Below are 20,079 nucleotides of genomic sequence, written 5' to 3'. Positions count from 1 at the left end.
GCGGCTGTGCTCATGGCTTTACTCCTTCTCCTTTCTGGGAGAAGGCGGGGATGAGGGCCCGCGGCTTTGTGGTGTTTCGCCGTGGTTGTTTGAAGGCCATTGGCCCTCACCCCCTGCCCTCTCCCAGGGGGAGAGGGAGCAAAGGCGGACCGCGGCTTGCCGCGTCTTACTTCCTGCTAATCACCACGGTGCCGCCTGTGCCTTTGGCGTTGGAGTTCTTGCTGCGCATCAGGTTGGGGCTGCCTATGGTCAGGGTGTAGTTGTCAGCGTTGTAGCCGCCGGAGCCGAGCAGGAACACCGGGTCGCTACCCAGTCTTTGCGCGCCGCCCGAAGCCGTTTACTGCACGCTCCGGGGAATGCCGGCGAGGTTCTGTGCGTGGCTTCTGCAAAAGTCGACGAGCTTGTCCACGTCGCCGGCCTTGTGAAACACTTCGTCTGCGCCGAGTTCGAGGCAATGGTCCAGGATGTTTCGCTGGCTGTGACTGGTGAGTACAACCACCTTTTGCCAGGGCTGGCGCACTTGGCAAACTTTCAACACGCCAAAGCCGGAGCCTTCGGCCAGGAAGAGGTCAACAATGGCCAGGTCCCAGTTGCCGTGGTTGGCGCCAAACCATTGTGTGGCCGCCGTTTCACCGTCCACGTGGCCCACGAAGCGGAGCGGCGCAAGCTCTTCCATGCCTTCGACCAGGCTGTCGCGGATATCGGCCCTGTCCTCCACAAGAAACACGCTCATCAGCATGACGACCCCTTTTTGTTGCTTTTGCATTCCTCTGGGTAATCAGTCACGTTATTGCAGGCGAGGCGAGGCTGGGATGGAGTGGGTGCTGCTCGTTTTCGGATGTAGGTTCTCTCCTACAGGTGGTGCTCGTCCCTCACGGCTGTTGGGCCTTACGCCAACCGGCGCGCCGGGTCAGTCAACCGTATCCATTGCGGCGTTGTACTGCCCCTGGCACGCTGCGCCGTTCAGCCGGGCGCGCTTGAGCAGCGCATCCTGGCTGTTGAGCGCATGGGCGGCCTGGCCCTTCCAGGCCTGCAAGGCGGGCTCCTGCAGCGCACGCCCGTACGAGAAGCTCAATTGCCACGGGTGGGGGCCAAGCCGGTTCATGGCGTCGAGATTGGCCGTCGCCTCTTCAGGCGTCTGGCCGCCCGACAGGAAATTGATACTGGGTACCGCCGCAGGCACCGTGCGCCGCAGGACCCGGACGGTCTGTTCCGCCACCTCGGCCGGGGTTGCCTGTTCCGCGTGTGTCTTGCCGGGCACCACCATGCTCGGTTTGAGCAGCATGTGCTCGAGCACGACGCGGTGTCTGTGCAGCGCGTGGAACACCTCGTGCAGCACGGTCTCGGTCACTTCGGCGCAGCGCGCCATTGTGTGGTCACCGTCGATCAGCACCTCGGGTTCGACGATGGGCACCATGCCGCGCTCCTGGCAGATTGCGGCGTAGCAGGCGAGGGCCTCCGCATTGGCCTTCACCGCCAACGGGCTGGGCAGCGTGTCAGAGACGTTGTAGACGGCGCGCCACTTGGCAAAGCGGGCGCCCAGCGCCTTGTACGCGTCCAGGCGCTCTGCGAGCCCGTCCAGGCCTTGGGTGATCTCGTCGCCCGGAGCCCCGGCCAGCGGGATCTTGCCCGCATCGACCTTGATGCCGGGCACGATGCCCTGCAGTGTGGCGCATTGCGGCAAGGGCGTGCCGTCGTGCGCGCGCTGGCTGAGTGTTTCTTCATGCAGGATGATGCCGCTGACGAAGTCGCCCAGCCCCGACGTCGCCAGCAGCAGGCTGCGCCAGGCGCACCGGTTCTCTTCGGTGGATGTCACGCCGATGGTCTTGAAGCGCTTGGCGATGGTCGGGCCGCTTTCGTCGGCGGCAAGAATGCCCTTGCCCTTTTGCACGAGCGCTTGCACCGTTGCCTGCAGTTCGCTTTGAGTATTCATGACGACCCCCAACGTTCAGGCGCTCATGACGAGCTATCGGTTACTGACTACTGACTATTCACCATTGCACTATTGAAGTGCGATGTCGCCGTCGAACTTGACCTTGAGCTGCACGCCCGCGACCTCGAGGGTCACGGTGGCGGGCAGTGTCTCGGTGCCGGTGATGGCCCCGCTCGCGCGAGCCCGCGCCACGGCCTGCTCGATCTCGTGCTGCGACTTGACACCCACCATTTTCAAAAACTTGCGGATGCTGAGGTTGAATGTTTCTTCGTCCATCAGGGTCTCCTGTTCTTTCCTGTTCTTTCTGTTTTTTTCTGTTCTTCCGGGTTGGGGTGCCTGCGGGTCAGTGCAGCGGTGTCTTGCAGAAGTGCCCGTGCTGCGCCACGCTCATCAGTTCGTGAAACTGGTCGTGCGACATCCGCAGCAGGCGCTCGTGGTCGCCGCCTTCCATGTAGACCACGTCGTTGGCTTCGAGGTCATCGTCGACGATGGTTTCCATGCCCCAGGCCATGCCAACCGGGGGCACTGCACCCACGTCGCAGTCATCGAACATACTCGCGATGCGGGTTTCATCGGACAGCCGCAATTCCTTGCGGCCCAGCAGCCGGGACAGATGACCCAGCATGACGGTTTTGTCGGCCGGAACGACCGCCATCACGCAGCCGGTGTCGTCTTCAAGAATCACCGACTTGGCGAGCTGGTGGGGCAGCACATGCGCCGTGTGGGCGGTCTCTGCGCTGCTGTGGCTGGGCTGGTGTGGGTGGATTTCATAGAGCGCGCCGCGCTCATCGAGGTAGCTGGACAGACGTGAGGAAATCGACATGACAGCCTCCTGGTGCAAAGCGACAGGCCATGGTCAGGGCAGCGTCACCGATGAAGCCGCTCGTGCCCGTCAAATGCATACTATGCGCCATGGCGGGCCGGATCGCAAGCCATGCGCTCCTGGCCTTGGATTCCCCTTTGGCGGGGGGGGCGGAGGGCGGAGGGCGGGAAAAGGATGTCGCCGCCTCCCCGATCAGCCCCCCAGTCAGCTTACCCAATCAGCCTGGGCAGCCAGGTCGCGATCCCGGGAATCCAGAACACGGCGGCCAGCAGTATCAGGCTCATCACCACATAGGGCACCACCGCCATGAAGATATGGCCCATGGTGACGGCCGGCGGGGCCACGCCGCGCATGGTCATGAGCAGCAGGCCGTGCGGCGGCAGCAGCAGGCCGAGCTGCATGCAGATGAGGAACATCACGCCAAACCAGACCGGGTCTATGCCCAGCGCCTGCACCACGGGCATGAAGATGGGCAGCGTGATCATCATCATGCTGACCTGGTCGACAAAGATGCCCAGGAAAATCAGCATCAGCATCATGCCGACCACGATCATGCTGGTAGACAGGCCCTGGCCGGTGATGAACTGCACCAGGCCGTTGCTGGCGCCCGAGAACGACAGGATTTGCGCAAACGTGGTGGCGCCCAGGATGATGAACAAAATCATGCCCGAGATGCCCGCTGTGCCCTTGAGTGCCTTGAGCACGGCGTCCCGCGTCAGGACGCGGTAGCACAGGGCCAGCACCATGGTGGCAAAGGCGCCCAGCGCGGCGCACTCGGTGGGCGTGGCCCAGCCGGCGGCCAACGCGCCCACCACCACGCCAAAGATTGACAGCGTGGGCAGCACATAGCCAAAGAACAGGCTCCAGCGCGCCCAGCCGCGGTACTGCACCGAGTCGTCTTTGTCGACGGGTGCCAACTGCGGGCTGATGCTGACGCGAATGACGATCCACAGCACGAAGGCGACGGACAGGATCACGCCGGGCAGCACGCCGCCAATCAGCAGCTTGGAAATCGAGATGCCCGACAGCGAACCCAGCAGCACGGTCAGCGCCGAGGGCGGGATCAGCATGTCGACCGCGCCAATGGCCATGATGGGCCCGGTGGCCAGGGTCGGGTGGTAGCCGCGTGACAGCATGATGGGCAGCATCAGCGAGCCGAGCATGGCGGTGGTGGCAATGGTGGAGCCCGAGATGGCCGAGAACACCGTGCCGGCCACCACGGCGACCACCGCCAGGCGGCCGGGCACATGCTTGATGAGCCGCTCGACGCCTTCGATGACCTTGATGGCCAGGCCGGTGTGAAACAGGATCTCGCCCATCAGCACGAACAGCGGAATCGGCGTCAGTGAAAACGCCGTGACCGAGCTCACGCTGCTGCGCGCCAGCTGCACCAGGCCGGGCTCGCCGCCCATGTAGAGCCAGGCGCCGATGATGTTGATGGTGATGAAGGTCAGCGCCACCGGCATGCCGATGAACAGCAGCACGGTGGAGCCGCCCAGCATCAGCCAGGCGGCAATGCCCCACGCGCTCATGCTGCGCTCACCGCGTCACGGCGCGGGCCGCGCGGGCCGCGCTGCAGCCGGATCATGCGAAAGATCATTTCAATTCCCAACAAAACAAATACCAGCGGCAGCGGCGCCAGCGCCCACCACTCGGGCGTCACCAGCGTCTTGATGTTGACGGCGCCCGACACGTAGCTGGACCAGGCCGCCTGCGTGCCAAACCAGGCAATCGCGATGCAGCAGGCCAGGCCAATCAGGTCGCCCACCCATTCCAGGCTCCAGGCGAGCTGGGGAGGCAGGGCCTGCAAGACGATGTCTACGCGGATGTGCTGACCCTGGCGCAGCAGCCAGGGCGCTACGCACATGGTGATGAGGTAGAGCATCAGCTCGGAGATTTCATTGCTCCACGCCAGGCCGCGCGGCAGGCCGGGGACGGGGATGTTGCGCAGCGCCACATCGCCCACAATGATGAACATCATCGCCATCAGGATGGCGCAGCCCAGCAGGGCGAGGCTGGCCAGGAAGCGGCCATAGGCCTCGGACAACGGGTCTATCACGACGGGGCGCGGTGCTTATTTGGAGAACAGCGTTTTAAAGCGCGCAGCCACCTCGGGGCTTTGCTTCATGGCGCCGGCCCAGCCCACTGCGTAGGCTTTGTCGCGGAAGGCCTTGGACGTGGCGGCATCAAACTTGATGGTCTGGATGCCGGCGGTTTCCTGGCGGGCGGTTTCCACATTGCCGTAGCGGGTCCAGAACGTGTTCTCGGCCTCCAGCGCCAGCAATTGCTTTTGCAGGTAGTTGCGCTGCGCATCGGTGAGCTTCTTCCAGGCCGGCAGGTTCATGGTGAGCGAGACCTCGGCGTCATAAAACCCGGGGTCTACGCGGAACTTGGTCTTTTCCTGCCAGTTCAGGTCAAAAATGCCGCCAATGGGCCAGCCATAGCCATCGACCACGCCGCGTTCCAGCGCGGTGTAGACCTCGCCCGGCGGGGTGGTGACCACATTGGCGTTGAGCGCCTGGAAGAAGTCGCGGTACACCGGCGAGATGCGGATCTTCTGGCCGCTCAGGTCGGGCTTGTCGATCTTCTTGTTGGTGTAGATGTGAAAGGGCTGGTTTTCGACCATGCGGGCCAGGTATTGCGTGTTGCCCTTTTCGTTCCAGACCTTGTTGATGGCGTCAAAGGCGCCGTTCTTGCGCTGCTCGGCCACCGGGATCTGCGTGAGTTTCAGGAAGTCGGCCTCGGGCATGACGTTGGTGTAAAACGCGCCGGTGTTCATCGCCATGTCCACCACGCCGGTTTTCACCGCATTGCCGGCCTCAAACGTCGGAATGGCTTTGGGGCCGCCCAGAAAGTTGATCTGCAGCAGGCCCTTGCCCTCGGCATTGACCTTGGCGATCCAGGGCAGCAGGCGCTGCACGTAGATGCCGTTTTCGGGGAAGGCGCTGACGAGTCGCAGCGTGACCTCCTGCGCCAGTGCGCCGGCCGAAAAGCTGGCCGCCAGCAGCAGGGCCAATGTGGGTTTGAGAACTTTGAGCGTTCGTGTTTTCATGGGTCTTGTCTCCTGTATCGGGTTGAAATCGATGATCCGGTCTGCCTGCTGCCGCGTCAATGCGTGCTAATCACTACACACTGCACGGCACTACATGGCACTACACGGTGGCCGCCAGCATGTGCTCCAGCGCCTGGCCCGTGTCGTCTGCCAGCGCGGCCTGGCTCAGCGCCTTCAGTTGCGCCGCGCCCTGCGGCATGGCCTGCAACTGCGGCAGCTTGGCCATGACACGCTGAAAACTGCGCCAGCCGCGCGCATGGGTGTCGCCATAACCTTTGACGAGCCGCTGCGAGCGTGCCACCTCCAGCGCCAGCGCCGGCTGCGTGGGCGCGAGGCGGGCGATGGTGGCGAGCCAGTCATGGATGCGCTGCTGCTCCACCTGAAAGCGCAGCGATTGGGGGCGCAGCGGGCGCAGGGCGGCAATGGTGTAGAGCAGCAGGTAGCCGCGTATGGAGCTGGTCTGCACGATGCGGCCCTTGCGGGTAAACGGCTCCACGCAGGCGCGCGCCCAGGGCGTGGCCAGCAGCCAGCGGCCGAGGCCGGCGGGCAGCGTGTCGGCAATCTCTTCCACACGCGGATGCAAAAACTCATTGATGCCCAGGTGCTGCGCCTGGCTCAGCTTGACCTCGCCGCCCACGCGGTCAAAGCGCGAGCGCCGGGTCTTGAGGTCGGCCACGCGCACCGTGTCTTCGTAGCTCATCCACAGCGCCAGGTGGCGCGCGGTTTCATCCAGCAGTTCGGCGGCGAGCGCGGGGTCCGCGGGCAGGCAGGCCGCGAGCGGCTGCAGGCGGTCCAGGTAGCTGGCGGCGTAGTCCACGTCCTGGTAGTCGGCCGTGCGCACGATGCCGGCGGCCAGCGTGGCGTGGTTGGCCGGCGCAAAGGTCTGCTGAATGCGCCGGGCCAGGGCCGCCAGCCGCGTACCAACCGGCGGCATGGGGGCTGCGGCTTGAACGGGGGGCGCCGCAACGGCCGGTGGCGTCATGGCCTGTTGCGCCACGGCAAAGCCGGCGGCAAAGGCCTTGAGGCTGGACTTCACGCCGACACCACCGCGCGAGATGGTGGCTTCAAACTGTGCGCGGGTAAACGGCAGGCGCCCGGTGGCGGCTAGCGCGCCATACAGCGTCGGGCTGATCAGGCTGCCGGTGTCTTCGGCCAGCTGGGCAAAGTCGGCGCTGATGAAGTGTTGGGCGGCGGCACGGCCGCCTTCGAGCAGCTTGGCCGAGCTGACGCGGCCATCGCCCATCGCGGTGCGCTCGGTCATCGAATACACACGGTGGGTGGAGGCTATGAAGGTGGTGCGCCGGGCCGAGACCAGGCCGCGCTGCAGCGCACGGCCGGCCTCCATCAGTTCCGACGCAATCACGATGTCGACCTCGCCCGGCACCGGGCCGAGCGCCAGCACGGGCAGGCGGCCCGCCGGTGCGCCGGCTTCGGGAAACAGCTCCAGGTAGTACACCGTGGCGCCGGTGCGCTGCGCCACGCCGGGCACCGAGGTGGTCTGGGCAAAGTAGCCGTTCTGCTCGGCCAGGTCGACCAGCCAGTCGGCCAGCACGCCGCCGCCTTCGCCGCCCATGGCGAGGATGGCAATAGTGATGGCCCGATCACTGTTCACTGGTGCGTTCATGCGGCAATCCCTTCCAGCCGGCGCTCGATGCGGTTTTGCAGCCAGCCGATCACGGTGGTGCGCAGCCGCAGCTTGAAGCGGTCCCAGGCCGTCGGGTTGTTGATGATTTCGGCGCGGTAAAACGAGGGGCACAGCACCGCGGCATGCGCCACTTCGCCGCACAGGCCGCAGCCCACGCAGCTGTCGATCACCGTGGCAATCGGGTCGCGCCGCAGCGGGTCGGGATTCGGCTTGATGGTCAGCGAAGGGCAGCCCGACAGGCGTATGCACGAGTGGTCGCCGGTGCAGGTGTCGGGGTCAATGCCGAAGCGCTCGCGCACCACGCGCTCGCCGCCTTCAATGCGTTTGCGGATTTGCGGCTTGACGCGGCGCTGGCGGTTCAGCATGCATTCGCTTTGCGCCACGATGACCTTGGGGCCTTTTTCCTTTGTCGTCAGCGCCTCGCGCAGCACGTCGCGCATCTGCGTGAGGCTGTAGGTGTTGGTCACCGTTTTGGCCCACTTCACGCCGACGCCGCGCACGGCCTTTTCAATCGGGTTGTTGGTGCTGCGTATCGGGTTAACGGCCCTGGACGAGAGCACGTCCTGCCCGCCGGTGGCGGCCGAATAGCCGTTGTCCACCACCAGCAGCACGTTGTCGGTCTGGTTGAACACCGCATTGCCCACGCCGCTGGTCAGGCCGTTGTGCCAGAAGCCGCCGTCGCCCATCATGGCAATCGTGCGTTTGGATGTCTCGGGGGTGTTGAAGGCCGATGCGCCCGCCCAGCCCAGGCCGTAGCCCATGGTGGTGGCGCCGATGTTGAAGGGCGGCAGGATGGAGAACAGGTGGCAACCGATGTCGCAGCTCACATGGTGCTTGCCGAGCTCGCGCTCGATCAGCTTCATCGCGGTGAAGATCGGGCGCTCGGGGCAGCCGGTGCAAAACGAGGGCGGGCGGCCTTGCACTTCATCGGAGGCGGCCTTGATGGCAAAGGCCTTGGGGTTGCCGTCCAGTACCGCCAGGCCGCTGGAGGCGGGCCGCGCCGCCACGGGCAGCTCCCGGCCCTGCAGCAATGCGGGCGCATAGAGGTCGATGAAGCGCGCCACGCCCTTGAGCACCACGCCGCCGGTGTACTCGCCGGCCATGGGCAGCACGTCCTTGCCGTGCACCTTCGTCTGCACATCGGCCTTGCGCAACATCGAGTTCACGCTCTGCTCGATGAAGTCGGGCTGGCCTTCTTCCACCAGCAAAATGCCGCGCTTGCCCACGCAAAAACGCTTGAACTCGTCGTCAATCAGCGGGTAGGTGAGGTTGAGCACATACAGCGGCACCTGCGAGTTGCCAAAAGCATCGGCCAGGCCCAGCAGCTCCAGCGAGCGCAGCACGCTGTTGTACAGGCCGCCCTGCATGACGATGCCGAAGTCCTGGGCGTCTTCCGAGAAAAACTCGTTGAGCTGGTGGTCCTGGATGAACTTGACGGCGGCCGGCCAGCGCTCGGTGATCTTTTCCTGCTCCTGCGCGTAGCTGGCGGGCGGCAGCACGATGCGGCTGGCGTCGCGCTGCGGGTTTTCCATCGCGTCCTTCAGCGTGAACGACGGCCGCTTGTTGGCTTTGGTGGCGAAGCGCCCGTGCACATGGCAGGCACGTATACGCAGCTCCAGCATCACGGGCGTGCGGCTGGCTTCAGACAGCTCGAAGCCCATTTCCACGGCCCGCACAATGCTTTCGAGGTTGGGCCGCGGGTCGATCAGCCAGACCTGCGACTTCATGGCAAAGGCGTGGGAGCGTTCCTGCATGATGCTGGAACCCTCGCCGTAGTCCTCGCCAACGATCAGCATCGCGCCGCCGGTCACACCGCCCGAGGCCAGGTTGGCGAGCGCGTCGGAGGCCACGTTGGTGCCCACGGTGGACTTGAAGGTCACGGCGCCGCGCAGCGGGTAGTTGACGGAGGCGGCCAGCGTGGCGGTGGCGGTGGCCTCCGAGGCGCTGTGCTCAAAGCGCACACCGAGTTCCTGCAGGATGTCGTTGGCGTCGGTCAGCACGTCCATCAGGTGCGAAATCGGCGCGCCCTGGTAGCCGGCCACATAAGACACGCCCGACTGCAGCAGGGCCTTGGTGACGGCCAGAATGCCTTCGCCGCGAAACTCGTCGCCGTCGCCCAGGCGCAGTTTCTGGACTTCGTTGGCGAATGAACGCTCAGCCATGGCAGGCACCGGGTGCGGCGTTCGCCGGAAGAATAGGTTGTTGCTGCATGCGTATCACCGTGGGTCTCTTCATCTCTGTGTTTCTGTGTCTCGTGCCATGTGGGGCCAGCCGCCAGTCAGTGGTCGGTCTGCGGCCAGGGGTGCCCGTGTCTGGAAGGGAATTTACGCAGGTCGAATTCATCCGGCAAATGGATTGTTCAGATGGACCACATCCATTTGATGAATAATCCGGGAGAACCCTGAGAGCCATTTGGGGACCAAGCCAGCCTGTTGGAGATGCCGCCATGAACTTTCGCCAGCTCGACCTCAACCTGTTGCGTGTGCTGGCGGCCATTCACCGCACGGGTTCGGTCACCCACGCCGGCAAGGCGCTGTCGCTGTCGCAGCCCGCCACCAGCAATGCGCTGGCCCGGCTGCGCGATTTTTTTGACGACGAGCTGTTTGTGCGCGCGCCCTCGGGCCTGAAGCCCACTCGCCTGTGCGAGCAGCTCGCGCCCGCGGTGCTGGCCCAGCTGCTGGCGCTGGAAACCGTGGTCACCGGCCACGAAGAGTTTGAGGCGGCCCATAGCGACATGCACTGGCGCCTGTCGCTGTCGGACCTGGGCGAGATGCTGTTCCTGCCGGCGCTGGCGGGCGCGCTGCGCAGCCAGGCGCCGGGCGCGCGGCTGTCGAACATCTCGGTGGCGGCGAATGATGTGGCGGCCGCGCTGGAAGCCCGCGAGATCGACCTGGCTATCGGCATCCTGCAGCCGCGGCACCGCGGCATACGCACCGAGCTGCTGTTTCGCGAAAACTATGTGGCGATGGCCGCACCCCAATGGCGGCCCGCCTCCGGCCGCAGCGGCCGCACCTTGACGACGCAGCAACTGGCCGAAGCCGCCTTTGTGGTGGCCTCACCCACGGCGACATTCCACGGCAGCGTGGAGCAGATGATGGTGCGCATGAAGCTGGAAGACCGCATTGTGCTCAGGGCCCGCCACTTCGGCGCGCTGCCCGACCTGGCGTTGACGACCGACCTGCTGTCCATCGTGCCCGAAATGTATGCGCGCAACCTGCGCGAGCGCTACGACTTCCGGGTCTGGGGGATTCCCGGCGCACCCGCCTATGAGGTGCGCCTGGTCTGGCACGGCAGCACCGACAACGACCCGGCGCATCAGTGGATGCGCGCGCTGGTGCAGCAGCTGTTCAGGCGGCCGGTGCGCGCGGATCCGGTGTGACGAAGCGGTGTGAATGGCTGCGTGAGAAAGCTGTGTGAGGAAGGCTGCGTCTGGCGTAATGCGGGCGCCGGTGTCCTGTGCGTTTCTGGTTTGGGCCGGTGCTGCCGGGGCGCCGCGCAGCCTCCACTTTTTCGGCGTTGTCAACCTCGATTGCCCCGGTAGGTAGTTGTACGGAGTTGAAGGCGCGGGGCTTACCGCCCATCATCGGGCCCTCTCCATCAGGCCGAGCCGGTGTGATTCGGGCTGCTGAGGGTTCGCACGCTTGCGTGACAGACGCGCCGAAATAACGGGATGGCCTGAACCGGTGTGTGTGATGAGTGTGTGATGACTCGATGAATTGCCAGATCAACACAACGGGGATGACATGACAACTACAAGCAAAAACTGTTTGACGCTGACGTCTATAGCCGCAGCCGTCGCAGCCGTATTGGTGCTCAGCGGCTGCGGGGGTGGTAGCGCAGGTGAAAACATCAACCGCAAGCCGACCTATCTGGGCACGGTGGTGTCGGTCAACTACGACGGCGCCAGCGATGACTTGCTCACCGCAGGTCTCGGCAAAACCGGTCTGGGCGCAACCGCGCCCGTGGCGGCGGATTCCTTGAATCCGACGGCGGCGGAGCTGCGGAGAATTGCCATCTTCAACAACTACCGCGCGCTGCTCGACATCACGGTGGCCGGCGGTTACGGCAGCCTGTATGGGCCCAATGTGGACGCCAGCGGCGTCATCACCACCAGTGAAGGCAAGATTGCCGGCACCGAATATCTGGCCTATTCGGATGATGGCACCGGCAACCAGAACATCACGATGCTGGTGCAGGTGCCTGTCAGCTTCAACCCTGCCAGCCCGTGCATCGTCACTGGCACGTCGAGCGGGTCGCGCGGGGTGTATGGCGCCATCGGAACCTCCGGCGAATGGGGCCTGAAAAATGGCTGTGCCGTGGCCTATACCGACAAAGGCACCGGCACCGGCATGCACGACCTGCAGAACGACACGGTCAACCTGCAAAATGGCGTCCGCGCGACGGCCACGGCGGCCGGCAAGGCCTCGAATTTCACCGCCATCCTGACCAGCGCCGAGCTCGCCGCATTCAATACGGCAACGCCGAACCGGTTTGCCGTCAAGCATGCGCATTCGCAGCAGAACACCGAAAAAGACTGGGGAAAATGGACGCTGCAAGCGGTCGAGTTTGCCTACTTTGTGCTGAATGAAAACTATGGCGCGGTGGCGAAAGACGGCGTGTCGCGCCTCGTCAAACTGACACCCGGCAATACCATCGTGATTGCGTCAAGTGCGTCCAACGGCGCGGGCGCGGCGCTGGCCGCGGCGGAACTCGACACGAAAGGCCTGATCACCGGCGTTGCGGTGGCTGAACCCCAGATCCAGGTGGTGCCTGACGCCCGGCTGAGTGTGAAGCGCGGCGCAAGCACCCTGGCCGGGACCGGAAGGCCTCTGTTCGACTACGCCAGCCTGGGCAACCTGCTGCAGCCCTGTGCAGCGTTGGCATCGCCCACCACGAATGTGTTCAACACGGTCAATACGACCATTGCCACCAACCGCTGCAATGCGCTCCAGTCGAGCGGCCTCATTGTTGGCAACACCACGGCCGAACTGGCCGCCGATGCCATGGCCAGGCTCCTGGCGGCAGGGCATCAGCCGGAAAGCAGTGTCTTGCAGGCGTCGCACTACTCTTTTGCGACACCGGCGGTGGCCGTGACCTTTGCCAACAGCTACGGGCGTTTCAGCGTCAAGGACAACCTCTGCGGTTTCAGTTTTGCGGCCACCGGAGCGGCCGGCTCGGCCACCCCGAATGCGCCGGTGGCCGCCTCCGCCACCGCGCTGGCCACCTCGTTTGGTGCCAGCAACGGCATTCCGCCGACGGTGGGCATCAACATCGTCAACAACAACAGCGTGGGCGGCCCCTTGCTGGATGCCGCCTCGCTGTCTGCCGGCAGTGTGCTGGACTACAACATCGCCGGCGCGCTGTGCCTGCGCGATCTGTTGGGGGGAAGCAGCGCGAACGCGTTGCGGCTGCAGCAGGGCATCAACGAGGTGTTGCGCACCGGTGATTTGCAGGGCAAGCCGGCGCTGATCGTGCATGGCCGCGCGGATGCGCAGGTGCCCGTGGCCTTTTCATCGCGTCCTTATTTCGGCCGCAACAAGATTGTGGAAGGCGCCAACAGCAAGCTGTCCTACATTGAAGTGACGAATGCCCAGCATTTCGACGCTTTCCTGGCATTCCCGGGCTATGGCGAGCGCTTCGTTCCGGCGCACCGCTATTTCATCCAGGCGATGGACATGATGTACGCCAACCTGAAAACCGGCGCCGCGCTGCCGGCCAGCCAGGTGGTGCGTACCGTGCCGCGCGGGCTGACGGGTGCGGTGGTCAATCCGATCACGCCGGCCAACGTGCCGCCGATCAAAACGGTTCCGGCGGTGGGCGACCAGATCACCTTTGCCAACAACGTGGTGACGGTTGCCGATTAAACCTTCAGGTTAAAAACTCGCTGCCCGGCCCCAATGCGCCGGGGCCTTGCTGAACTGGCCGTGCCGCTGCGAACTCATCAGCGCGTGGAACTGGTCGTGCGACATGCGCAGCAGGCGTTCGTGGTCGCCGCCTTCCATGTACACGGCCTCGCACGCCTCGAGTTCGTCATCGACAATCGTTTCAATACCCCAGGCCATGCCGACGGAGGGCACGGCACCGGGTTCGCAGCCTTTGAACAGCATGGCAACGCGTTCTTCATCGGCCAGCCGCAGTGACCTGCGGCCCAGCATGCGCCCAAGCTCATCCACCATCACGGCCTTGTCGGCAGGGATGACGGCCATCACATAGCCCAGGTCGTCCTCAAGAACGACCGACTTGGCCAGGTGATCGGGTATGACGTTGGCGCTGCGGGCTGTTTCCGCACTGGTGCGGCTGTGCGCGTGCGCAAGAATCTCATAGCGCGCACCGCGCTGGTCGAGGTAGTTGGCTAGAGTCGAGGGAATGGACATGGCAGCCTCCGGGAGTAAATAGACCTTCCTGGGCCTTTCGGGGCCTCACAGCGCAGCGGCCCGTGCAGGTTCCATTCAGTCTAGGCCGAAAAATACCGCGTTGCCAGTGGGGTGTTGCAGGCTGTGTTGCAGGGTACCTGTCACCTGAGACGGCATCTACTCAGGCGCTTCTTTGGGCCAAACAGCCCGATCATGAATCGGGTCGACTTCAGGCTCTTCCCGTTCGTCCCTGTCAGTGGCACACGGTGGTTTCATGCGCCGTGAGGGCTTCGGATTTGGCAATTGCCAAGGGAGCAGATCTATTGCCGTCGTCGCGGCACGGCGGTGCCCACCTTCCGAGAGCACTGAAAAGAGGGACATGGCGTTGCACCGCAATCGGGCGAAAGTTACAACCAAATATGTTGGTTGTGGTTCTTGGTTGAGAAACTGGCCATGCGTGTCGTGAGCCAGGCCATAGGGCTGCCAAGCGACACACGTCGATTTGTACAAATAAATAATAATTAACAAAATCAATGATTTATGCAATTTTTCCAGTGACTTGGAATCCGGTTTGCGGCAACTCGAACAAGTGGTGATGGTTCGTAATAGCTGGTTGGGTTTGTTATTTTCTGTAGCTGGCCTGGTTTATGCGTCGCATGAATGTCAACCAAATGCATCCAAGTTTGCCTGGGTTGACATATTTGGTTGATAGTGGTTGAATTCATGCTTGCTTTGGTTATTTATCTATCTATCTCGATTTGATCTTTAAGGAACACTGATGACAAGCACTGTTGCCGATCCGGGCGCTCAAGCTGGCCGAGACGAAGAGCTCAAGGCCATGTACGAGCAAATCAACGCCAAGAACATGTTTCCGTTCTGGGCCAAGCGCTCTGATGTGGCGCACGATGACATCAAGCAGCTCATGGAAGGCGTGAAGGCCGTACCTTTTCACTGGAGCTACAAGCGCGACCTGGAGCCCCTGATCCAGCAGTCGGCCCGGTTGATCAACCATGCTGATTCCGACCGTCGCTCGCTGGTCCTCGTCAACCCGGGCCTCAAGCCCAAGCGCGCCACCGTCACAACGCTGTATACGGCCTATCGCCTCAATGACCCCAACGAGGTGATGCCACCCCATCGGCACACCGCCAGCGCCATCCGGCTGGGCCTGACGGGCCAGCAGAACTTTACCGGCGTGGAAGGTGAGGACATCGTGTTTGGCCACGGCGACATGGTGCTCACGCCCCGCGACACCTGGCACAACCATGGCAACGTCGGCTCGGAGCCCGCCATCAACCTCTCGGTGCTCGACTACCCGCTGGTTGAAACGCTCAATGCGCTGCAGTTTGAGCATGACTACAAGGAAAACGGGCAGCTCAAGAAAAAGCAGACCGCCCGTTTCACGCCCGACTACTCGGCCCGCATGTACGGCACCGGCGGCATGACGCCACGTTTTGTGGACCACCGCCGCGGTGTGGGCAGCTCGTCGCCGATGTATGTGTACCGCTATGAGGCGATGCGCGAGTACCTGGAGCGCAACCGCGAGTGGGACGGCAACCCTTACGAGGGTCTGCTGGTCGAATACACCGACCCGATCCGCGGCGGCCCGGTCTACAAGACCATGACCTTCTTCATGCAGATGCTGCGGCCCGGCGAGCGCACGCTGCCTTTGAAGCAGACGGCCAGCCTGCTGGTCTCGCCGCTGGAGGGCCACGGCCAATGCATTGTGGACGGCCAGGCGTTTGAGTTCGCGCCCTTCGACACGGTAGCAGTGCCCGGCAATTGCTGGATGGAGCTGGTCAACAACAGTGCGACCGAGCCGGTGATTATTTTCATCGCGAGCGATGAAAACGCGCTGGACGCCTTCGGCCTGCTGCAGCGCTTCGGAAAAACCGCTGGCGGCGAAGTCGTCCGGCTGGTCTGAGGGGATCGCATGGCCCGTGCTTCCAATACCCGTTTGCTCAGCCACATTGACTGCCCAGGTGGCGGTCAGGTCTGGGTAGACCGCAACATCCTGTACGTCTCGCACATGCGACCGCCGGATGGCACGTCCATCTACGATGTGGCTGACCCGCTGAACCCGAAGTTGCTGTTCAGGATGGACGTGCCCATGGGCTGGCACTCGCACAAGGTGCGTGCGCAGGACGGCATCATGATCGTCAACTATGAGAAGTTTCGTGACGGCGCGCCCGATTTTGGCGGCGGTCTGGGTATTTTTGACGTGTCCAAACCCGGCGCGCCCAAGTTCATCAACAAGTGGCGCGCGAGTAGCACCAACGGCGGTGGCGGCGTTCACCGCTTCAGCTTTGATGGGCGCTACGCCTATATATCGCCGACCGCAGACGGCTATGTGGGCAACATCATGAAGATCCTGGATCTGGCGAACCCCGCCAAACCCGAGGAAGTCTCAAGCTGGTGGATTCCGGGTCAGCATATTGCCAGCGGCGAGGAATACCCGTGGGACGACTTTGTGACGCCGCGCTGCCATCACCCGCTGCGCATGGGCGACCGGCTCTATGTGTCGTACTGGCATCACGGATTCTTCATCCTTGATATTTCCGACATGTCGCGGCCCAAGCTGGTGTCGTCCGTTAACAGCGGCCCGGCGCATCCGCATCCCACGCACACGGCCCTGCCGATTCCCTGGCTGCTGAAGGAACGCAACATTCTGCTGGTGGCCGATGAAGACGTCGCCAAGCTGCGTCCCAGCGCGCCTGCCTTCAGCTGGATCTACGACATCACCGACGAACGCCAGCCGATGCCGATTTCCACTTTCCAGGTGGAGGGCATTGACCTTGACGGCAGGCCGCAGGAAGCGATGACGGGTTGCCATCAGCCCTCAGAGAAGTTCTTCAACAACATCATGCCCTTCGCCTGGTTTGCCCAGGGGCTGCGTCTGGTGGACATCTCTGACCCGTTTCGTCCCAAGGAAGTGGGCTTTTACGAGCCCGACGTGCCGGCGGGTTACGAGCGCGTGTCGTCCAACGACGTGACCATGGACGAGCGCGGCATCGTCTACCTGCTCGACCGTCAGCAGGGGCTGGACATCATCGAGTGCTTTCCGAAATAAGCCGACATCACCAAACACAGAGACATCAAGACATCGAGACATCAACAGACAACAGACAAGAGAAAGGACTACACGCATGAACAACACCCAAGTGCAGGTTTACGGCAAGAAAAACCCGAACCTGCCGTTTCATCCGGCGGTACGCGCGGGCGACTTTGTGTTTCTTTCGGGCCAGGTCGCCAAGGACGAAGACGGCAACATGATCAGCGGCACGATCGAGGCCGAAACGCACGCCACCATCAAGGCCTGTCAGCGAATTCTGGAGAGCGCCGGCTGCACGCTGGACGACGTCGTCAAGGCGACCATCTTTCTGGAAGACGCGCGCGATTTTGGCCGCTACAACGGTGTCTTCAAGGAGTATTTCCCCGAGGGGCGCCTGGCGCGCACCACCGTGGAAGCGCGCGCGGCCATCACGACGCGCATCGAGATCGAAATGACCGCCTACAAGCCGCTGGCCCAATAGGCTTGCAAGAAGCATTCAAGCAGCATTCAACAACATTCAAGACATTCACCTCAAAAGGACAACACATGTACCAGCTACTCGGCCGCGCCACCTCCGGCAATGTTCAAAAAGTCATTTTTCTGCTCAAGGAAATCAATGCCGCTTACGAGCGCGTGGACTACGGCCGCCAATTTGAAAACACCACCACGCCGCAATACCTGGCGATGAACCCGACGCAAAAGGTGCCTACGCTGGTGGATGGCGATCTCTCCATCTGGGAGTCACACACCATCCTGCGTTATGTGGCCGCGAAGGAAAAGTCAGCCCTGCTGCCCGCGGACCTGGGTGCGCGCACCCAGGTTGAGCGCTGGATGGACTGGCTGCTGGCCGCGCTGAACTCCGCCTACCTCGGCGGCTTCCGCGATGCGAAGAAGGCCGAGGCCGAGCGCGCGCCCGACACCGTCAAGAACCTCGCGGCGGAGCTGGTCATCCTGGAAAAACAGCTGGCCCAAAATGCCTGGGTGGCAGGCGCTGACTTTAGCCTGGCGGACATCGCGCTGGGCCCCATCGTCAAACGCTGCGTGGCCTTCCCGTTTGACCTGCCCGCAACCCCGCACATCGCGGCATGGCTGGCCAAACTGGCTGAGCGTCCCGCTTTTGTAGCGGCTACCGCGGCCGCTTGATCCTGAAACGAATTCTGTACCCGCAAAAATTGATTTAGCCACTTACATGGAACTCACAGTGAAGCACGCAAAAAAGTTACTTACCCTCGCGATAAGTCTCGGGATGCTCTGCGGCGGCAGTGTTGCATTGGCACAGGCCTATCCCAGCAAGCCCATCAGAATTGTTGTTGGGTTTGCTGCCGGCGCGGGCACTGATCTGATCGCCCGCCGGGTTGCCAAGGATTTGCAGGATGTTCTCGGACAGCCCGTTATCGTCGACAACAAACCGGGTGCAGCCGGAAATCTTGCGACAGAAACGGTGCTCAAGGCGCCTGCCGACGGCTACACGCTGCTGCTCGCCAACAGCACCTTTGCGTCCAATGTGGCGCTATTTCCGAAACTCGGTTTTGACCCGATCAAGGATTTCGCGCCGGTGAGCCTGCTGGGTTCCTCGCCGATGCTGATTGCAGCCAGCAGCGCCAGCGGCATCGATTCGCTCAAGGCGCTGGTCGCGCAGGCCAAGGCCCGGCCGAACGCCCTAAGCTACGCATCCTGTGGCAAGGGTGGCCCTCCACACATCGTCGGCGAACAGTTCATGAAGATGCAAGGCATACAGGTCGCGCACATTCCGTACAAGGGATGCCAACCGGCAACCACCGATGTGGTTGCAAACCACGTCCCGCTCCTGTTCACCAGTTTCGCCGGCGCGGTGCCCTTCCTGGCATCCGGAAAACTGAAGCCATTGGCGGTAACCCTGAAAAAGCGCTCGCCACTGGCGCCCGAAATCCCGACGGTCAGCGAACTTGGGTTGGGTGAGGTGAGCACTGATCTTTGGTTCGGGATCGTTGTCCGCACGGGTGTCCCGGCAGCGATTGTTGAGCGACTCAATCGGGACATTGTGCAGGTGATGTCTCGCCCCGAGGTCAAGGAAAACCTGCGTGCACAAATGGTGGAGCCCCAAACCAGCACGGTCAAGCAGTTCGATGAATATATCAAGTCCGAGATACAGCAATACACCACGCTTATCAGGGAAATCAATATCCAGGCTGACTAGTACGCCGACCCGGAAATATCGAAACATGAGTATTGAGCAGGCCGCCATGTTTGCCCGGTCCATTGCACCAGGGTTAAAGCACAGTGTGCTGGTGACCCATCCGATGTCGGAGGGGGCCATGACCCGGTTGAAAACGTTTTTTGACGTGGAGACGCGCCTTGAAGACCGTGTGCCCTCCAGCGATGAGCTGGTCGGCTGGCTGCGCGGCAAGGCGGGCGTGATCGCTGACACCCGCTTTGTCTTTGATGCGCAGGTGGTTCGCCGCCTGCCGGTACTCAAGGCGATCTGCAACCTCGATGCGGAGCATCACAACCTGGACCTGCAGGCGCTGACGAACGCCGGCATCCGGGCGACCAGCACGCCGGCGCCGGGTTCGGCCCAACTTTCGGTCGAAGCCAGCGCCGACAGGGCCTGGCAGGTGCTGCGTCCGCTGCTTCAGCGCGCCGTGCCGGTGCCCGGTGCACAAGGTCGCTACAGCGGCAAGTGGTCGCGCCAGGTGCAACTGACAGCGCCGGTGCACATGTTGAGTGTGGCCGTCATGGGCGACGGTCTATTTGCGCAGGCGCTGGCCGCGTTGGCAAAAGCAGCGCTGGTTCCGCTTGCCCGGCCTGGTTTTGACGCCGCAAGGCCCGTTTCGGCATCCCTGGGTGTTGATCGGCTGGCCATCTGGCGCACGGCCGATGTGGTGGTGGTTTGCGATCCAGGTGCAGGCTCACCACCGGTCTGCCTCACCGCAGCCGACCTGGCGCTGATGAAACCCTCGGCACGCATCCTTAACCTGGCAGGCCCCGCTGCACTGGGGGCCGATATCCTGCGCAATGCCGCCCTGCTGGCGCGGGTCGAACACAGCGATGTGGTGCTTGCCGATGAAACCGTCCCGCTCGATCAGTTGCTGCTGAACCGAACCCGCGTAGCCGCCGAGGATCTTATTGCATCATTGGGATTTGGGCGCAACAGCTGGCATCCGCCCCATCTTCTGAACACGGACATCCTTTGCGAGTCGTGTTGCTGAGCGGTGCCTGCGGCCTGCCTCGCCCGACACCGTTAG

Annotated in this window: 19 protein-coding genes; 8 read left to right on the top strand and 11 right to left on the bottom strand. The window is 63.1% G+C overall.

Annotated elements, in window-relative coordinates; translation table 11 throughout:
* Nucleotides 1–166: 166 nt before the first annotated feature.
* The 10 genes from AC1DS5_RS01690 to AC1DS5_RS01645 all read right to left on the bottom strand — a co-directional run bounded on the left by AC1DS5_RS01690 (nt 167) and on the right by AC1DS5_RS01645 (nt 9,615).
* Nucleotides 167–298, bottom strand: a complete 132-nt coding sequence (locus AC1DS5_RS01690; protein WP_477716510.1) for a hypothetical protein — start codon at nt 296–298, stop codon at nt 167–169.
* Nucleotides 299–337: 39 nt separating this feature from the next.
* Complete coding sequence (locus AC1DS5_RS01685; RefSeq protein ID WP_477716509.1) at nt 338–766, bottom strand: response regulator; 429 nt, start codon at nt 764–766, stop codon at nt 338–340.
* Between the two features lie 144 nt (nt 767–910).
* Complete coding sequence (locus AC1DS5_RS01680; RefSeq protein WP_477716508.1) at nt 911–1,933, bottom strand: class I fructose-bisphosphate aldolase; 1,023 nt, start codon at nt 1,931–1,933, stop codon at nt 911–913.
* 69 nt (nt 1,934–2,002) lie between these two features.
* Nucleotides 2,003–2,209, bottom strand: a complete 207-nt coding sequence (locus AC1DS5_RS01675; RefSeq protein WP_477716507.1) for a DUF6494 family protein — start codon at nt 2,207–2,209, stop codon at nt 2,003–2,005.
* 67 nt (nt 2,210–2,276) lie between these two features.
* Entirely contained in the window at nt 2,277–2,756 is a 480-nt protein-coding gene (locus AC1DS5_RS01670; RefSeq protein WP_477716506.1) for an aminoacyl-tRNA deacylase, read from the bottom strand.
* 209 nt (nt 2,757–2,965) lie between these two features.
* Nucleotides 2,966–4,288: a TRAP transporter large permease gene (locus AC1DS5_RS01665; protein WP_477716505.1), complete on the bottom strand. Its 1,323-nt coding sequence runs from the start codon at nt 4,286–4,288 to the stop codon at nt 2,966–2,968.
* On the bottom strand, nt 4,285–4,815 hold the full coding sequence (locus AC1DS5_RS01660; protein WP_477716504.1) for a TRAP transporter small permease: 531 nt from the start codon (nt 4,813–4,815) through the stop codon (nt 4,285–4,287). Before AC1DS5_RS01660 ends, AC1DS5_RS01665 begins: the two co-directional genes overlap by 4 nt.
* A 15-nt stretch (nt 4,816–4,830) precedes the next feature.
* Nucleotides 4,831–5,808, bottom strand: coding sequence for a TRAP transporter substrate-binding protein DctP (gene dctP, locus AC1DS5_RS01655; RefSeq protein WP_477716503.1), 978 nt, complete (start codon nt 5,806–5,808; stop codon nt 4,831–4,833).
* A gap of 100 nt (nt 5,809–5,908) precedes the next feature.
* On the bottom strand, nt 5,909–7,432 hold the full coding sequence (locus tag AC1DS5_RS01650) for an indolepyruvate oxidoreductase subunit beta family protein (RefSeq protein WP_477716502.1): 1,524 nt from the start codon (nt 7,430–7,432) through the stop codon (nt 5,909–5,911).
* The gene (locus tag AC1DS5_RS01645) at nt 7,429–9,615 is read right to left on the bottom strand and encodes a thiamine pyrophosphate-dependent enzyme (RefSeq protein WP_477716501.1); all 2,187 of its coding nucleotides are present in this window, start codon (nt 9,613–9,615) and stop codon (nt 7,429–7,431) included. The genes AC1DS5_RS01650 and AC1DS5_RS01645 overlap by 4 nt, the downstream gene beginning before the upstream one ends.
* A gap of 284 nt (nt 9,616–9,899) precedes the next feature.
* Here AC1DS5_RS01645 and AC1DS5_RS01640 point away from each other — a divergent pair, with 284 nt between their 5' ends.
* Together AC1DS5_RS01640 and AC1DS5_RS01635 are read left to right on the top strand one after the other, a co-directional pair.
* The gene (locus tag AC1DS5_RS01640) at nt 9,900–10,832 is read left to right on the top strand and encodes a LysR family transcriptional regulator (protein WP_477716500.1); all 933 of its coding nucleotides are present in this window, start codon (nt 9,900–9,902) and stop codon (nt 10,830–10,832) included.
* 364 nt (nt 10,833–11,196) lie between these two features.
* The gene (locus tag AC1DS5_RS01635) at nt 11,197–13,317 is read left to right on the top strand and encodes a D-(-)-3-hydroxybutyrate oligomer hydrolase (RefSeq protein ID WP_477716499.1); all 2,121 of its coding nucleotides are present in this window, start codon (nt 11,197–11,199) and stop codon (nt 13,315–13,317) included.
* 9 nt (nt 13,318–13,326) lie between these two features.
* Here AC1DS5_RS01635 and AC1DS5_RS01630 read toward each other — a convergent pair whose 3' ends face one another.
* Nucleotides 13,327–13,827 carry an aminoacyl-tRNA deacylase gene (locus AC1DS5_RS01630; RefSeq protein ID WP_477716498.1) on the bottom strand — a complete coding sequence of 167 codons (501 nt, stop codon included), beginning with the start codon at nt 13,825–13,827 and terminating at the stop codon, nt 13,327–13,329.
* A gap of 757 nt (nt 13,828–14,584) precedes the next feature.
* Here AC1DS5_RS01630 and AC1DS5_RS01625 point away from each other — a divergent pair.
* The 6 genes from AC1DS5_RS01625 (at nt 14,585) to AC1DS5_RS01600 (ending at nt 20,043) form a co-directional block, all read left to right on the top strand.
* A complete protein-coding gene (locus AC1DS5_RS01625; RefSeq protein ID WP_477716497.1) occupies nt 14,585–15,727 on the top strand; it encodes a cupin domain-containing protein in 1,143 nt (380 codons plus the stop codon).
* Nucleotides 15,728–15,736: 9 nt separating this feature from the next.
* Nucleotides 15,737–16,873 carry an LVIVD repeat-containing protein gene (locus AC1DS5_RS01620; protein WP_477716496.1) on the top strand — a complete coding sequence of 379 codons (1,137 nt, stop codon included), beginning with the start codon at nt 15,737–15,739 and terminating at the stop codon, nt 16,871–16,873.
* 76 nt (nt 16,874–16,949) lie between these two features.
* Nucleotides 16,950–17,336: a RidA family protein gene (locus AC1DS5_RS01615; protein WP_477716495.1), complete on the top strand. Its 387-nt coding sequence runs from the start codon at nt 16,950–16,952 to the stop codon at nt 17,334–17,336.
* 65 nt (nt 17,337–17,401) lie between these two features.
* Nucleotides 17,402–17,998 (top strand): glutathione S-transferase family protein, encoded by a 597-nt coding sequence (locus AC1DS5_RS01610; RefSeq protein WP_477716494.1) that lies wholly within the window; start codon nt 17,402–17,404, stop codon nt 17,996–17,998.
* 46 nt (nt 17,999–18,044) lie between these two features.
* Complete coding sequence (locus AC1DS5_RS01605) at nt 18,045–19,031, top strand: Bug family tripartite tricarboxylate transporter substrate binding protein (RefSeq protein ID WP_477716493.1); 987 nt, start codon at nt 18,045–18,047, stop codon at nt 19,029–19,031.
* Nucleotides 19,032–19,056: 25 nt separating this feature from the next.
* A complete protein-coding gene (locus tag AC1DS5_RS01600; RefSeq protein WP_477716492.1) occupies nt 19,057–20,043 on the top strand; it encodes a hypothetical protein in 987 nt (328 codons plus the stop codon).
* Nucleotides 20,044–20,079: the final 36 nt, after the last annotated feature.

Source organism: Polaromonas sp. P4_H1 (assembly GCF_056400945.1).
This window is presented reverse-complemented; position numbering and strand designations above follow the sequence as displayed.

Bases quoted from the DNA above. Each gene is read 5' to 3' on its own strand.
- AC1DS5_RS01650 (WP_477716502.1), bottom strand. From the start codon at position 7,432: ATGAACGCACCAGTGAACAGTGATCGGGCCATCACTATTGCCATCCTC.
- AC1DS5_RS01600 (WP_477716492.1), top strand. From the start codon at position 19,057: ATGAGTATTGAGCAGGCCGCCATGTTTGCCCGGTCCATTGCACCAGGG.
- AC1DS5_RS01665 (WP_477716505.1), bottom strand. From the start codon at position 4,288: ATGAGCGCGTGGGGCATTGCCGCCTGGCTGATGCTGGGCGGCTCCACC.
- dctP (WP_477716503.1), bottom strand. From the start codon at position 5,808: ATGAAAACACGAACGCTCAAAGTTCTCAAACCCACATTGGCCCTGCTG.
- AC1DS5_RS01670 (WP_477716506.1), bottom strand. From the start codon at position 2,756: ATGTCGATTTCCTCACGTCTGTCCAGCTACCTCGATGAGCGCGGCGCG.
- AC1DS5_RS01630 (WP_477716498.1), bottom strand. From the start codon at position 13,827: ATGTCCATTCCCTCGACTCTAGCCAACTACCTCGACCAGCGCGGTGCG.
- AC1DS5_RS01610 (WP_477716494.1), top strand. From the start codon at position 17,402: ATGTACCAGCTACTCGGCCGCGCCACCTCCGGCAATGTTCAAAAAGTC.
- AC1DS5_RS01640 (WP_477716500.1), top strand. From the start codon at position 9,900: ATGAACTTTCGCCAGCTCGACCTCAACCTGTTGCGTGTGCTGGCGGCC.
- AC1DS5_RS01605 (WP_477716493.1), top strand. From the start codon at position 18,045: ATGGAACTCACAGTGAAGCACGCAAAAAAGTTACTTACCCTCGCGATA.
- AC1DS5_RS01685 (WP_477716509.1), bottom strand. From the start codon at position 766: ATGCAAAAGCAACAAAAAGGGGTCGTCATGCTGATGAGCGTGTTTCTT.
- AC1DS5_RS01645 (WP_477716501.1), bottom strand. From the start codon at position 9,615: ATGGCTGAGCGTTCATTCGCCAACGAAGTCCAGAAACTGCGCCTGGGC.
- AC1DS5_RS01680 (WP_477716508.1), bottom strand. From the start codon at position 1,933: ATGAATACTCAAAGCGAACTGCAGGCAACGGTGCAAGCGCTCGTGCAA.
- AC1DS5_RS01625 (WP_477716497.1), top strand. From the start codon at position 14,585: ATGACAAGCACTGTTGCCGATCCGGGCGCTCAAGCTGGCCGAGACGAA.
- AC1DS5_RS01675 (WP_477716507.1), bottom strand. From the start codon at position 2,209: ATGGACGAAGAAACATTCAACCTCAGCATCCGCAAGTTTTTGAAAATG.
- AC1DS5_RS01620 (WP_477716496.1), top strand. From the start codon at position 15,737: ATGGCCCGTGCTTCCAATACCCGTTTGCTCAGCCACATTGACTGCCCA.
- AC1DS5_RS01615 (WP_477716495.1), top strand. From the start codon at position 16,950: ATGAACAACACCCAAGTGCAGGTTTACGGCAAGAAAAACCCGAACCTG.
- AC1DS5_RS01635 (WP_477716499.1), top strand. From the start codon at position 11,197: ATGACAACTACAAGCAAAAACTGTTTGACGCTGACGTCTATAGCCGCA.